Source organism: Sphingomonas sp. LH128 (assembly GCF_000293195.2).
GTDB lineage: Bacteria > Pseudomonadota > Alphaproteobacteria > Sphingomonadales > Sphingomonadaceae > Novosphingobium > Novosphingobium resinovorum_A.
Map to the genome: position 1 here is coordinate 1 of NZ_ALVC01000388.1, position 13,063 is coordinate 13,063.

The 13,063-nt window shown below is 67.1% G+C and carries 11 protein-coding genes and 2 pseudogenes; 7 read left to right on the forward strand and 6 right to left on the reverse strand.

The window, feature by feature from the left end; translation table 11 throughout:
* Nucleotides 1-541: LysR substrate-binding domain-containing protein (locus tag LH128_RS25870; protein ID WP_008832650.1), on the forward strand; the 541-nt coding region annotated here is incomplete at its 5' end.
* A gap of 43 nt (nucleotides 542-584) precedes the next feature.
* On the opposite strand, the gene LH128_RS25875 is transcribed toward LH128_RS25870, so the two are convergent.
* The 3 genes from LH128_RS25875 to LH128_RS25885 form a co-directional block, all read right to left on the reverse strand.
* A complete protein-coding gene (locus tag LH128_RS25875; protein WP_172705176.1) occupies nucleotides 585-2,030 on the reverse strand; it encodes an MFS transporter in 1,446 nt (481 codons plus the stop codon).
* A 225-nt stretch (nucleotides 2,031-2,255) separates the two neighbouring features.
* On the reverse strand, nucleotides 2,256-2,999 hold the full coding sequence (locus tag LH128_RS25880) for a maleate cis-trans isomerase family protein (protein ID WP_008832652.1): 744 nt from the start codon (nucleotides 2,997-2,999) through the stop codon (nucleotides 2,256-2,258).
* Nucleotides 3,000-3,010: 11 nt separating this feature from the next.
* The gene (locus LH128_RS25885; RefSeq protein WP_008832653.1) at nucleotides 3,011-3,934 is read right to left on the reverse strand and encodes an alpha/beta fold hydrolase; all 924 of its coding nucleotides are present in this window, start codon (nucleotides 3,932-3,934) and stop codon (nucleotides 3,011-3,013) included.
* 290 nt (nucleotides 3,935-4,224) lie between these two features.
* On the opposite strand from LH128_RS25885, the gene LH128_RS25890 reads away from it, so the two are divergent.
* From LH128_RS25890 to LH128_RS34780, 3 genes and pseudogenes are all read left to right on the forward strand, one after another.
* Nucleotides 4,225-5,304 (forward strand): LLM class flavin-dependent oxidoreductase, encoded by a 1,080-nt coding sequence (locus LH128_RS25890; RefSeq protein ID WP_008832654.1) that lies wholly within the window; start codon nucleotides 4,225-4,227, stop codon nucleotides 5,302-5,304.
* Nucleotides 5,304-5,840: pseudogene (locus LH128_RS34775) on the forward strand (LLM class flavin-dependent oxidoreductase); the annotation flags it as partial. The gene LH128_RS25890 and the pseudogene LH128_RS34775, both read left to right, overlap by 1 nt.
* 13 nt (nucleotides 5,841-5,853) lie before the next feature.
* Nucleotides 5,854-6,357 (forward strand): hypothetical protein, encoded by a 504-nt coding sequence (locus LH128_RS34780; RefSeq protein ID WP_037521417.1) that lies wholly within the window; start codon nucleotides 5,854-5,856, stop codon nucleotides 6,355-6,357.
* Nucleotides 6,358-6,410: 53 nt separating this feature from the next.
* Here LH128_RS34780 and dmeF read toward each other — a convergent pair whose 3' ends face one another.
* Entirely contained in the window at nucleotides 6,411-7,310 is a 900-nt protein-coding gene (dmeF, locus tag LH128_RS25900) for a CDF family Co(II)/Ni(II) efflux transporter DmeF (protein WP_008832656.1), read from the reverse strand.
* 16 nt (nucleotides 7,311-7,326) lie between these two features.
* Nucleotides 7,327-7,602, reverse strand: coding sequence for a metal/formaldehyde-sensitive transcriptional repressor (locus LH128_RS25905; RefSeq protein ID WP_008832657.1), 276 nt, complete (start codon nucleotides 7,600-7,602; stop codon nucleotides 7,327-7,329).
* A gap of 200 nt (nucleotides 7,603-7,802) precedes the next feature.
* On the opposite strand from LH128_RS25905, the gene LH128_RS25910 reads away from it, so the two are divergent.
* On the forward strand, nucleotides 7,803-8,984 hold the full coding sequence (locus LH128_RS25910; RefSeq protein WP_008832658.1) for a mechanosensitive ion channel family protein: 1,182 nt from the start codon (nucleotides 7,803-7,805) through the stop codon (nucleotides 8,982-8,984).
* An 80-nt stretch (nucleotides 8,985-9,064) separates the two neighbouring features.
* Nucleotides 9,065-11,173, forward strand: a complete 2,109-nt coding sequence (locus LH128_RS25915) for a transglycosylase domain-containing protein (protein ID WP_008832659.1) — start codon at nucleotides 9,065-9,067, stop codon at nucleotides 11,171-11,173.
* A gap of 137 nt (nucleotides 11,174-11,310) precedes the next feature.
* On the opposite strand, the gene LH128_RS25920 is transcribed toward LH128_RS25915, so the two are convergent.
* Nucleotides 11,311-11,790, reverse strand: a complete 480-nt coding sequence (locus tag LH128_RS25920; protein ID WP_008832660.1) for an Lrp/AsnC family transcriptional regulator — start codon at nucleotides 11,788-11,790, stop codon at nucleotides 11,311-11,313.
* Nucleotides 11,791-11,917: 127 nt separating this feature from the next.
* Here LH128_RS25920 and LH128_RS25925 point away from each other — a divergent pair.
* Nucleotides 11,918-13,063: pseudogene (locus LH128_RS25925) on the forward strand (transketolase); the annotation flags it as partial.

The following is a 13,063-nucleotide window of genomic DNA, read 5'->3' on the forward strand; positions in this document are numbered from 1 at the left end:
CAAGGTCGATCTCGTCTTCACCACCGTCCCGGCCACGACGATGCAGGAGAAGCTGGCCTATGAGCGGATCCGCAGTTCGTCCTGCTCGATCTACGCCGCGCCCGGGCACCCGCTTGCGCATCGTAGCGGTATCACGCCCGCCGAGCTGACGCGCTGGGCATGGGCGATGCTGGACCAGAAGCACTGGCTGGCAGCCACTCGCAACTACTTCGCGGTCGGCAACGCCGGGATGCCGGCCGCCGGGGTCAGGACCAGCTCGGTTTCGTTCATGAAGTCGCTGGTACTGGAGGAAGGCATGCTGGGCATGCTGCCCGATGCGCTGATGGAGGGCACCGGCGCGGTCGCGCTGAATGTCGAGCGGATGCCGCGCCCTCTGCGCGCGGGACTGCTGTTCCGGGCGGATGCCGAGATCAAGCGTTCGGCGGAACTCTTCGCGGAGAAGCTGCGCGCCCATGTCGGGCGGCCGGACGTGGAGGAAAGCCGGGCGATCCCGCATGTTCCGGTTGCGGTTCTGGTGGAAAAGCGTCCTCACGCGAATTGATATACGGCAGCCCCGGCGGTCAGTGCCGGGGCTGCCGTTTCCTTCAGGTCGGCTCGCCCGTGGGATCGACCGCAGGGTCAAGCGCGGGCGCTGCCGTCGTTTCCGCCAGCGCCAGTTCCCCGGCGTCGAGGCGGTAGAAGCACATCGTGATGAAGGCACCGGCCATCGCCAGCGCCGGGATCACGGACTCGCACATCATGATCGCCCATTCCGCGTCGGCACCCTGCGCGCCCGAAGCACCACTGGCCGAGGACACGTAGCCCATCGCCGAGAGGAACGCGCCCAGCGCAGCCAGCGAGGCGGCGGAGGACAGCTTGTCCAGCAGCGTGGTGATGCCCGCGAAGGCGCCCTCCCGACGCTCGCCGCTGCGGACGAAATCGTAGCGCACGGCATCGGAGAGCAGGGCATAGGCGCACAGGATCATGCCGCCGCCCGCGAAGCCGCCGACGAGGGCACGGGCGCCGATGCCGAGGGTGCTCTCGCCCGGCCCGGCAAGCAGCCAGGTCAGATGGTTGGCGCCATAGACGGCGAGGGCGATCATGTAGCACGCCTTGCGCCCGAGATGGCGCGACCCGAACACCCACGCCGGCATCGACAGCACCATCGCGACAGTCGAAAGCATGAAATAGGTGCCCAGCGTGGCATCGCCGACTTTCAGCACGACGCGGGTGAAGTAGGCGAGGGTGGCCGACCCGATCACGGTGCCGAACAGCAGGAAGACATGCGCGATGGCGAGGATCTGGAACGGCTTGTTGGCCCAGACCACCACCAGTTGCCGCCACAGTTCGAAGCGGCCGCGCGGCTTGCGGGCGGCCTCGGCACTCGGCGCCGTGCGGGGGGCGTCGCGCAGCAGACGTACGGCGGCGGTGGTCGCGACGAAGACGATCGCGCCGACCAGCACCGCAAGGATGAGGTGGCTCTGGCGGCCCGGCCCGATCATGCCCAGCAGCCACGTCGGCAGCGTCGATCCGAGCAGGGTGCCGACCGCGTTGCCGTAAGTGCGCCATGCCATGAGCCGGGCGCGCTCGTCGGGGTCGGTGGAACTTTCGACGACCATCGCGAAGCCGGGGATCGTCATCAGCGTATAGCCGGATGCGTGGATGATCAGCGCCAGCGTCACGAACGCCTCGGTCAGCAGCACCGATCCCACGTCGGGTGCGCCGAACAGCATGACGACGCCCAGCGGCATCGCCAGTCCGCCCGCGAAGAGGAATGGCAGGCGGCGACCCCACTTCGACTGGAAGCGATCACTCCACGCGCCGACGGTGGGGTCGAGAAAGCCGTCGTAGATTTTCACGAGGGCGAAGATGAGCCCCGCGGTCCCGGCGGAGATCGCCAGACTGTCCGTCATGAACCGCAGGCCGAGGACGGTCACGACGTTCTGTCCCGCCGCATGGGCGAGGGGGATCAGCAGCGACCCTATCCTGATCGACCATGCCCTGGAACTTGCGGCGCCTGCATGGGCCGCCCTACCTGATCCTGTTGCCACGCGGTTCTCCGTACTCGTGCTTGAGACGCAGAACACGGGGGCTCGGGGCGATGGCCTAATGCCGTTTGGTGATATGGCCGCAGGGTGGATTTGCGATGTGTGGTCTGTTCATCTTGTCATTCCCGCGCAGGCGGGAACCCATCTCCCGACCCATCCCATTGCGCAACGGGAGAGTGCATCAGATGGGTCCCCGCCTGCGCGGGGATGACGACGTGTTTTGTCGTTCTAGAATTCGCTCAACAGGCGACCCAAGCCGGGCAGCTTGTCCGAAATCCCGCAGGCGCGCAGGGCGTGCCAGTAGGTCGCGGTGTTGATGGCGATCACCGGCTTGCCGAGCGTCACTTCGTACTCGGCGGCGAGATCGACCATGGAGAGGTTGGTGCCCACCTGAACGATGGCGTCGACGTCGTCACCGTCGAGCTGCGCGATGACTTCGCGCAGCGTTTCGGGCGTGACTTTGGCGATGTCGGTCCAGCGGCGGCAGTGCAGCGCCCGGTCGCGCCTGACGGCAAAGCCCGATTCTTCAAGGAACTGGCGGACTTCGGCATTCGCCACCGGGTAGTAGGGCGAGACGAAACTCACCGCCTTCGCGCCCACGGCGGTCAGGGCGGCGGCGACGGCCTCCGCCCCGGTGGTTGCGCCCACCCCAGCTTCCGCCTCGATCCGGGCCTTGAAGCGGCGAGAGCCGTCCACGCCTCCGTAGAAGGTCACCGCCGACATGCCGAGCACCAGATAGTCCGGGCGGCAGGTCATCACTGAGCGCACGGCGTCCAGCGTGTTCTCGGCAATGGCGGTGGTTCCGGCGATGAAGTCCTCGTTCGAGAGCGCCACCGGGTCCTCGACGTGTATGCGTGAGAGATGGTTGGTGACGCCGGGCGGGCGCATGCGCTCCATGTCGGGTTGCACGACGGTGTTGGTCGAGGGTGCGATCACCCCCAGCAGCCTGCGCCAGCCCAGAACGTCAGTCACGAGCGCTGGCCTCAGCGCCGCATCAGGCGGATGGGGAGGGCGTCGGTGATCCCGGCGTCGAGCCTCGCGAGGGCCTTGGCGTTCGCCTTGCCGCTGGCGAAGGCGTCGAGGAACAGCCTCGCCACCGCATTCGCGTGGCTGAGCCCGTCAAGCTGCATCGGACCGGGCTGGCTGAAATCGCAGATCGCGCCGCCGAAGTAGTGGTTCACGCCCTCCAGCACGAGGCCGTAGCGGTGCCCGCCCGGCTTGGCGGCGTCGAACGCGGCGAGGTGCGCGCGCCATCCTTCCGCATCGCTCGGCGTCATGCCGGGGAGCAGGTCGATGGTGCCGGTCTGGATCAGCGCGGGCACGGCGAGGGCGCCGTACCCTTCCGCCGTCATCATCACCGGGATCATCGGCGGAGGCGAGAACGCCACCACGCTCGTCGCGAGCCGCGGCATGAGCGGGCCTTCCATCCCTTCGGGTATGACGCCCGCCGCGCCGCCGAGAACGGTGGCGATCAGGCCGCCGTAGCTGTGGCCCATGGCGATGAACGGCGTGTCGCCGATATGCGCGATGAGGGTGCGCATGTCCTCGATGCGGCAGCGCCAGCTGGCAAGGCCCTTGTACTCGGCCGTGTGCGGGTGCTGCGCGGAGTCGACGTGGAGCGGCGCGAGCACCCGGTAACCCGATGCCAGCAGCGGCTGGAGGATGCGGTCGTAGAACCACGGCGCGGACAGGGCGCCGTGCGAGAACAGGATCGTCCCGCGCTTGCCGCTGGTGCCCGCCCACTCGCTGATCGAGATGGTGCGTTCGCCCGGACCGGTGAGGTCGAACGTCCGGCGATCAGGCATCGGTGCCGCGACGACGCTGCGCGATGCACCGCCCGCACAGGCGGCGGTGGCGCCCAGCAAGGCGCTTGCAAGAAGGGTACGGCGGGAAAGGGAGGTCGACATGCGCATCGTTCCGGTAGGTCAGAGATCGGAATGACCTCGATCATGCGGGCATGCAATGCGCTTGGCGTGCAGGACACAACCGTCCGAGGAAGGCATGTCCGCTCTGTGGAGTTGATCGCTGCAAGATTGCTTCTGCAGGGGGCATGAGTCCGCCGCATCATCCTATGCGTTCTTCGCCGCAAACGCGCCGATTGCGGGGATTCTAACCGTCATGCGGAGATATGCGCCCGGCTGCTGAGGCCATGCATGGAGGCGCACATAGGCTTTGCGCAGATTCCAGGGGAACGCGCATGCCGATAGAAATCAACGGTCTCATCAATCACAACATGGCCTCCGAACTGTCGCCGGTGCCGGTGTCGCACTACGACATCGACGCCATCGTGAAGCTGGCCAAAGTGCAGGAGGCGGCGGGCTACGACCGCGTGCTGATCGCCAATGCCGCGACGATGCCGGACAACTTCACCACCGCCGCCTATGTCGGCGCCGTCACCGAGCGTCTGGGCGTCATGCTCGCCCATCGACCCGGCTTCATCGCGCCGACCATGGCCGCGCGGATGCTGGCGACGCTCGACCGGCTGCTCGGCGGGCGGCTGGGCGTCCACGTCATCACGGGCGCCAGCGACATCGAGATGCAGTGCGACGGGGACTTCCACACCAAGGAGGAACGCTACGACCGCAGCCTCGAATACATCGACATCCTGCGCCGCATCTGGGCGAGCGAGACCCCGGTGGACCACGACGGCAAGTGGTATCGCTTCAACGGCGGCTATGCCGAGATCAAGCCGCTGAACGGCACGATCCCGGTGTTCTTCGGCGGCATGTCGCCGATGGCGATCGCTACCGGCGCGGCCTGCGCCGACGTCTTCGCCACGCTCAGCGATACCGTGGCGGGCATGACCGAGGTGGTGCAGAAAGTCACCGCCGCCGCGCAGCCCCTGGGCCGCAAGCCCGACTTCCTCGTTTCGCTGCGCCTCGTCGTGGGGGAAAGTGAAGACAAGGCGTGGGCGCAGGCGGCGGACCTCAAGAGCCGCATCGCCGCGCTCGAGAGCAAGGCGGAGAAGAACAAGGTCGCCGCCAGCGCTGCCGGATTCGCGCGCACGGCCGAACTCGCCGGCAAGGGCGAACGGCTGGAGAAGTGCTTCTGGAACGGCATCAACGAGATCCGCGGCGCGCACAGCAACAGCGGCACCCTTGTCGGCGATCCTGACCAGCTCGTCGACGCGATCATGGATTACTGGGACGCGGGCGTGCACAAGTTCATCCTGCGCGGCTACGACCCGATCGGGGACGCGGAGATCATCGGTCGCGACATCATTCCCGCCCTGCGCCGCAAGGTGGCCGAGCGGGAAGCCGCGATGGAGGTGCGGTAATGGCCTTCGAAGTCGTCGGCCTTCACTTCTTCGCGGATTCCTCCGAGGCCCATCCGGTGCGCGGGGTATACGACCCGCAGTTTCTGCGCGATTATGCCGTCGCGCACGAGGAGGCGGGCTTCGACCGCGTCCTCGTCGGGCAGACGGCGACCTGGCCCGATCCGCTCTCGACCGCCGCGCACATCGCGGCGGTGACGAAGACGCTGAAATTCATGGTCGCGCATCGCCCTGGCTTCATCGCGCCGACCATGGCCGCGCGCATGTTCGCGACGCTCGACCGGGCGAGTGGCGGGCGTGCGGGCGTCCACATCATCACCGGCGCCAGCGACGTCGAGACTCAGGCGGACGGCGACTACCTGACCAAGGAGCAACGCTACCACCGCAGCCGCGAATACGTGGAGATCCTGCGCCGCATTTGGTCGAGCGAGGTTCCCTTCGACCACGCGGGCGAATGGTATCGCTTCAACGGCGCCTTCGCACTGGTGAAGCCGGTACAGGAGCAGATCCCGGTGTTCTGGGCGGGCCGATCTGCGCCCGGTCGAGGGTCAGGTGCGCGTCGTCCAGCACGGCAAGCTGACCGGCAGTTCGTGGTACTATTTCACGCCCGACGCCACGCACTGCGAGTCGTTGACGGCGAACCTCGGGCGCACCAGCCAGACCTTGCCCGGAAAGGTCGATTACCTCGGCCTGCATCCGCTCGTGGGCGACGGCGCCATCGCGCTTGCGCGCGGGACCGACGAGCCGGGGGCGGAACGGATGATCCCGAGCGTCACCTGTTCCTACGACATCAACGGCGAAAGCTCGCTCGTCGCGCTGCCGATCACGATCGGGGTCACGTATGTCGGCAAGGAGGAGGTGACCGTTCCTGCGGGCACGTTCACGGCCGACGTCTACGAACTGCGCTGGCAGCCGCACTGGCCGCCAGCGCGGCTGTGGGTGCACGGCGAGGATGCGGTGTTCCTGCGCCTGACCTGGGAATTCTCCGGGCTCGACAGCCAGCTGGAGCGCTACGCGACCACCGCCGGCGAGGATAGCGCATGGTTTGCCGCCTAACGCTGGCCTGGCTCACCCCTTCCCCGTCATTGCGGTGTGGACGACGCAGGCCCTCAATGTCGCTCGATCGAGACGTGGCGCAGTTCATGCACCGGCGCGAGGCGGCGGCGCAGTTCGCCATGGTTGCGTGCCGAACTGGCCGATATGATCGCGGCATGGGCGTCGGGGCCGATGCGCCAGACGTGAAGGTCGGTGATGCGCGCGTCGCCGGGGCCTTCGATGGCCTCGCGCACTTCTTCCGCGACGTGGTCGTCGGTGCGGTCGAGCAGGATCGCGGCGGTGTCCTTCATCAGCGACCATGACCAGCGCGCAATGACGACCGCGCCGACCACGCCCATCAGCGGGTCGAGGAAGGTCCAGCCCAGATAGCGCCCGGCCAGCAACGCGACGATAGCCATGACCGAGGTGAGCGCATCGGCCAGCACGTGCAGGTAGGCCGAGCGCAAGTTGTTGTCGTTGTGCGCGTGACCGTGATGATGCCCGTGCCCATGGTGGTGATGGTCGCCCGACAGCAGCAGGGCGCTGACGATGTTCACGATCAGGCCGATCACCGCGACGATGGTGGCGTCCCCGAACGCCACCGGACCGGGGTTGAGCAGGCGCTCCACGGATTCCACCCCGATCCCCACCGCGAACAGCGCCAGAACCAGAGCCGAGGCGAAGCCGGCGAGGTCACCGACCTTGCCGGTCCCGAAGCTGAAGGCCGGATTTCGGCGGTGCCTGCGGGCATAGCGATAGGCCAACGCGGCGACGCCGAGCGCTCCGGCATGGGTCGCCATGTGGAACCCGTCGGCGAGCAGCGCCATCGATCCGGTGGCATATCCGGCGACGATCTCGCCCACCATCATGACGGCGGTGAGCACGACGACCCACTGCGTCCGGCGGGCGTTGGCGTCGTGCGAGGCGCCGAGGAAATCGTGATCGTGAACGGATGGGTGAGGCAGGGAAGCCATGGGAAATCCGGTCTTTCTACTTCGCGTAACGGCGGATGGCGGCGATCACGGCCTGTACGCCGTCCTCGCGCTCGGCATCGGAGAGGTCGGGCGCGGAGACGTGGGTGCGCAGGTGGTCCTCGATCAGTTCGTCGATGAAACCGTTGACCGCGCCGCGCACCGCCGCGCTCTGCAGCAGCACTTTCGCGCAGTCCTCCCCTTCGACGAGCGAGCGCTCGACCGCCTGCAACTGCCCGACCATGCGACGTATCCGCATGATGAGCGCCTGATTGTCCTTGCCGAGATGTGCCATACCTATACCCCCTTAGGGTATAAGCGGCGAAGCCGCAAGGTTTGACCCGCCCGGGCGGTCCCGATACGGGAACAAAGTCGAGGGCCGTTCATTTCAAAAGCCCGCGCCGACGCTCCGTTTCGCTTCGGGAGCGTCGCCCATCCGCCGGTTCGGGTCGCCATCCGCAGCCGGCGCCACAGACGCAGGATCACGAGCACGCGATGAGCGTAATCACCACTATCGCCGCAGCGGCAGCCGCCCCCGCCGCCACTCCGGCTCCCGCAAAGTCCCCCATTCCCGACGTTTCCGTGCAGGTCCGCGACTTGTCGAATTCGACCTTCGCGTGGTTCCAGACCTACTGGCTGCAGATCATCATCGCGGTGGCCATCGCCGTCGCCATCGTCTCGGCGCTTTACGCGCTACGCCGCCTCGGCGCGCGGTTGTGCCGGGAGGAACGCGGGCGGGGCGACTGGCTCACCATCGTCGGCCGGGTGGTTACCAAGACGACCAACTATTTCATCATCATGGTCGCGATCCGCGCGGTCGACGGCTACGCGCAGACGCCGCCGATGATCGACCGGATGGTGACTTTCTTCTTCACCCTCGCCGCCGTGCTGCAGGGCGCGATCTGGGCGCGCGAGTTCATCCTCGGCGCGATCGAGCACAAGACTTCGGCCGAGCACTTCAAGGGCGAGGCGATCATCAACGCCATGGGCCTCATCCGCCTGCTGGTGAGCGTGGTCGTCTTCGCGGTGGCGACGGTGGTTCTGCTCGACAACATCGGCGTCAACGTCACCGGCCTGGTCGCGGGTCTGGGCGTCGGCGGCATCGCCATCGGTCTGGCCGCGCAAGGCATCTTCGCCGACCTCTTCGCGGCGCTGGCGATCATCTTCGACCGCCCCTTCAGCAAGGGCGACCAGATCAGCTTCGGCACCAGTTCGGGCGTTATCGAGGCGATCGGCCTCAAGTCCACCCGCATCCGCGCCTATACCGGCGAACTGCGGATCATCGCCAACAAGAACCTGCTCGACAAGGAGATCCTGAACGTCAGCGGGCGCGACCACATCCGCCTGCCGTTCACCATCGGCGTCGCCTATGAGACCCCGCCGGAGACGCTGGCGCGCATTCCGGGCATCCTGACCGAACTTGTCGAGGCGGAAGGCGGCAAGGCATCGCGCGCCGGTTTCGAGAGCTTCGGCGCCAGTTCGCTCGACTTCACCCTGCTGGTGGACGTGCCCGGCAAGGACTGGGGCATCGCCCACCCCTTGCGCGACCGGTTGATGGTGGCGATCGTCAAGCGGTTCGCGCAGGAGGGCATTGCGATCCCCTATCCGACGCAGACGACCTTCACCGCCGCGCCCGACGGCACGATCATCATGCCCTATCCCGAAAAGGCGACCTGACGACGATGGCAGGGCGCTGTACGCCTTTCGTCGAAACCCCGGATGCGTTTGCCGGGAGAATCAGCTAAACGCAGGCGGCAATGGAGCTTTCCCGCCATATAGCCGCCGACCCCCGCGAGCCCGAACTGGACAACGTGCTCGTCGAGACCCCCTTGCCCGAAGGCAGGGGGTGGCGCACTTGGCCGCGCCGACTGTTGGCATGGCTGTGGCGGCTTCTGCCGTGGCACCGCTGGACGTGGAAGCAGCGCATCGTCCGCACTTTCGCGGGGGTTCTGGCGCTGTTCGTGCTGACCGTGGGCTATCTCGCGGTCACCGCGCCGCTGTCCAAGTCGCTCCAGCCGATCGCGCCGCCCGAGATCACCCTGCTCGCCGCCGACGGTACGCCGATCGCCCGCAACGGCGCGGTCACCGACGATCCGGTCAAGGTGAAGGACCTGCCGCCGCACGTCGTGCAGGCATTCCTGGCGATCGAGGACCGGCGTTTCTATTCGCACTGGGGCATCGACCCGCGCGGCATCGCCCGCGCCGCGCTCAGCAACGTGACCGGCGGGAATACGCAGGGCGGCTCCACCATCACGCAGCAGCTGGCCAAGTTCACCTTCCTCAGCTCGGAGCGCAGCCTCACGCGCAAGGCGCGCGAGATGCTGATCGCGTTCTGGCTGGAGGCATGGCTGACCAAGGACGAGATCCTCGAGCGCTACCTTTCCAACGCCTACTTCGGGGACAATACCTACGGCATCCGCGCGGCCTCGCTGCACTACTTCCATCGCCAGCCCGAGAAGCTGACCGAGGGGCAGGCGGCGCTGCTGGCGGGGCTGATGAAGGCTCCCTCGCGCCTGGCGCCGACCAACAACTTCGCCGCGTCCGAAAAGCGGATGAGGGTGGTCCTGCAAGCCATGGCCGATGCGGGATACATGACTCCGCAGCACGCGAAGGCCGTATCCACGCCCCGTCTCGACGTGCGCAACCGGGCCGAGCTTCCGACCGGCACCTACTTCGCCGACTGGGCGCTGCCGCAGGCGCGCCAGCTCGAAGCGGCGGGCCACGCCGAGTCCTATCGCACCACGCTGGATTCGCGCCTGCAAGCCGCCGCGCACCGCGCCGCCCGGCAGGTTCCTGCAGGCACGCAGGTCGCGCTCGTGGCCATGCGCCGCAACGGAGAGGTCGTCGCCATGGTCGGCGGGCGGGACTATTCGCAAAGCCCGTTCAACCGCGTTACGCAGGCGCGCCGCCAGCCAGGCTCGACTTTCAAGCTGTTCGTCTACCTCGCCGCGATCAAGTCCGGGATGAGCCCCGAGGATACGATCCCCAACACGCCGATCGATACCGGCTCCTACCGCCCGCAGAACGCCGGCGGGGCCTATTCGCCGACGATCACGCTGGAGGATGCCTTTGCGCGGTCCAGCAACGTCGCGGCGGTGCGGCTGTTCAACCGGGTCGGGGACGAGTCGGTGATCGACATGGCGCGGCGGCTCGGCGTGTCTTCGCCGCTGCCGATGGGCGATCCCAGTCTGGCGCTCGGCACCGCGACGATGACGCTGCTGGAACTGACCTCCGCCTATGCGGGTGTCGCCGCCAACAGCTTCCCGGTCGAGCCGCGCGCCTTCCCTGTGCCGGAGGCGGGCTGGTTCGACTGGTTGCTCGACGGCAAGCGCTCGCTCTCGAAGCATGATCACGAGGCGATCGAGGGCATGCTGCGCGCCACCGTCAATCGCGGCACCGGCCGTGCGGCCATGCTGCAGGCGCCGAACTTCGGCAAGACCGGCACCAGTCAGGAGAACCGCGATGCGCTCTTCGTGGGCTATTCGGGTGATCTCGTCGTCGGCGTCTGGGTCGGCAAGGACGATAATTCGCCGCTGAACGGGGTCTCCGGCGGCACCGTCCCGGCGCGCATCTGGCGCGACTTCATGCGCGAGGCATTGGGCGAGAAGGCCGCGCCGCCGCCGCGCAAGGCTGCCGATCCGGACGGCCCGGTCCAGCCGCTCGACGTGCCCGACCTCGGCGACATTCCGGTGGGCGACGACAACCACATCCGCATCGAGAACGGGCAGGCGGTGTTGAGCACCAGGGTCGAAGGGGTGCCGCTCGACGTGACGCTGGAGGGGCAAGGCCTGCGCATCGAACCGAGCGGCAGCGCCTCACCCGCACCGAGATCATCGGTCGCGCCGAGTCCTTCGGCGACGCCGTGACAGTTCGTCGTCCCGGACTTGATCCGGGACCGGTGGCTGTCTTTAGGCGAGTTCTGTCGGCAGGGTGCTGCTCCCGTAAGTGGGCTGGTCACGGCCAGCGGTCCCGGATCAAGTCCGGGACGACGTCCCTGCCGTCATCACACCGGGATTTTAGTCCGGTACACCACCGGCCTTAGTGCAAAGCTGGTGGTGACTTGCGAGACGCCCTCGATCCGCGTCAGCCTGTTGCGCAGGAAATCCTCGAAAGTGCCCAGCGAAGGCACCAGCAGCCGCAACTGATAGTCCGCCTCCCCGGTCATCAGGTAGCATTCCATGACCTCGGGAAACTGCATGATCGCGGTTTCGAAGGCTTCCAGGTGGCGGTCATCCTGCTGATCGAGCCGCACGCGGACGAAGGCGGTGACGCCAAGACCTACCGTCTCGGGATCGACCAGCGCGACGTAGCGGGTGATCACGCCTTCGCCTTCCAGCTGTTTGAGACGGCGCAGGCAGGGGGAGGGGGACAGGCCGACCCGCTCCGACAGTTCCTGATTGGTGATGCGTCCGTCGGACTGCAGCTCGTCGAGAATCCGGCGGTCAATCGAGTCCAGCGGTGATGGCATGATTATGGCGTCCATTGTGGAATTATCGGCAGGTTCTGCCAATGGATACGCGCTGAGAGGCCGAACACGCAAGGACATGCGCAGCCCGCCGAGCGTATCCTGCCGCGATGGCGCTCGAGCGCCATTCAGGGAGCATGAGCAGATGGCCGACACGATCACCCAGACCCGCGCCGACCTTGTCGCGACGCTGGAGGCACTGGAGAAGCGGCTGCTGTGGCTTTCGGCATGGACGATCCACAACGCCAACCACCTGCGCCCCAAGCGCGATGGCCTGAAGGTCGGCGGGCATCAGGCCAGCTGCGCCTCGATGACGGCGATCATGTCCGCGCTCTACTTCCATGCGCTGCGCCCGCAGGACAAGGTGGCGGTGAAGCCCCACGCGGGGCCGGTGCTCCACGCGATCCACTACCTGCTGGGCGAACAGACGCGCGAGAAGCTGGAGCGCTTTCGCGGCCTCGGCGGCGTGCAGAGCTATCCCTCGCGCACCAAGGACACGATCCCCGTCGATTTTTCGACCGGCTCGGTCGGCCTCGGCGTCGCGGTGACGGCGTTCTCGAGTCTGGTGCAGGACTATCTCGTCGCGCATGGTCAAGTGCGCGAGGAAGACGCGGGGCGGATGATCGCGCTGATGGGCGATGCCGAACTCGACGAGGGCAACATCTACGAATGCCTCATCGAAGGCTACAAGCACGACTTGCGCAACTGCTGGTGGGTGGTGGACTACAACCGCCAGTCGCTCGACAGCACGACGGCGGACCGCATGTTCCGCCGCTTCGACGACATCTTCGAGACCTGCGGCTGGCGCGTCGTCACGCTCAAGTACGGCAAGCTGCAGCGCGAGGCTTTCGCAAAGCCCGGCGGCAAGGCGATCGAGGAATGGATCGACCAGTGCCCCAATGCCGATTTCGCGGTGCTCACCTATCAAGGCGGCGCGGCGTGGCGCGCGCGGCTGATGGCCGACATCGGCGGCAAGGCGCAAGTTCGCAAGCTGCTGGACAGCTACGACGACGATGCGCTGGCGGCGCTGATGACGAACCTTGGCGGCCACTGCATCGAGAGCCTCATCGACGCCTTCGATGCCTGCGACGACGACCGGCCGACGCTGTTCATCGCCTACACCGTCAAGGGCCACGGGCTGCCGCTGGCGGGGCACAAGGACAACCATTCGGGCATGATGAACCCGCCCCAGATGGAGCAGTTCCGCACCCTGATGGGCGTGCCGGAAGGGCAGGAGTGGGAACCCTGGGGCGGCCTTGGCGACAATGCCGCCGCCGCGCTCGACGCCTTC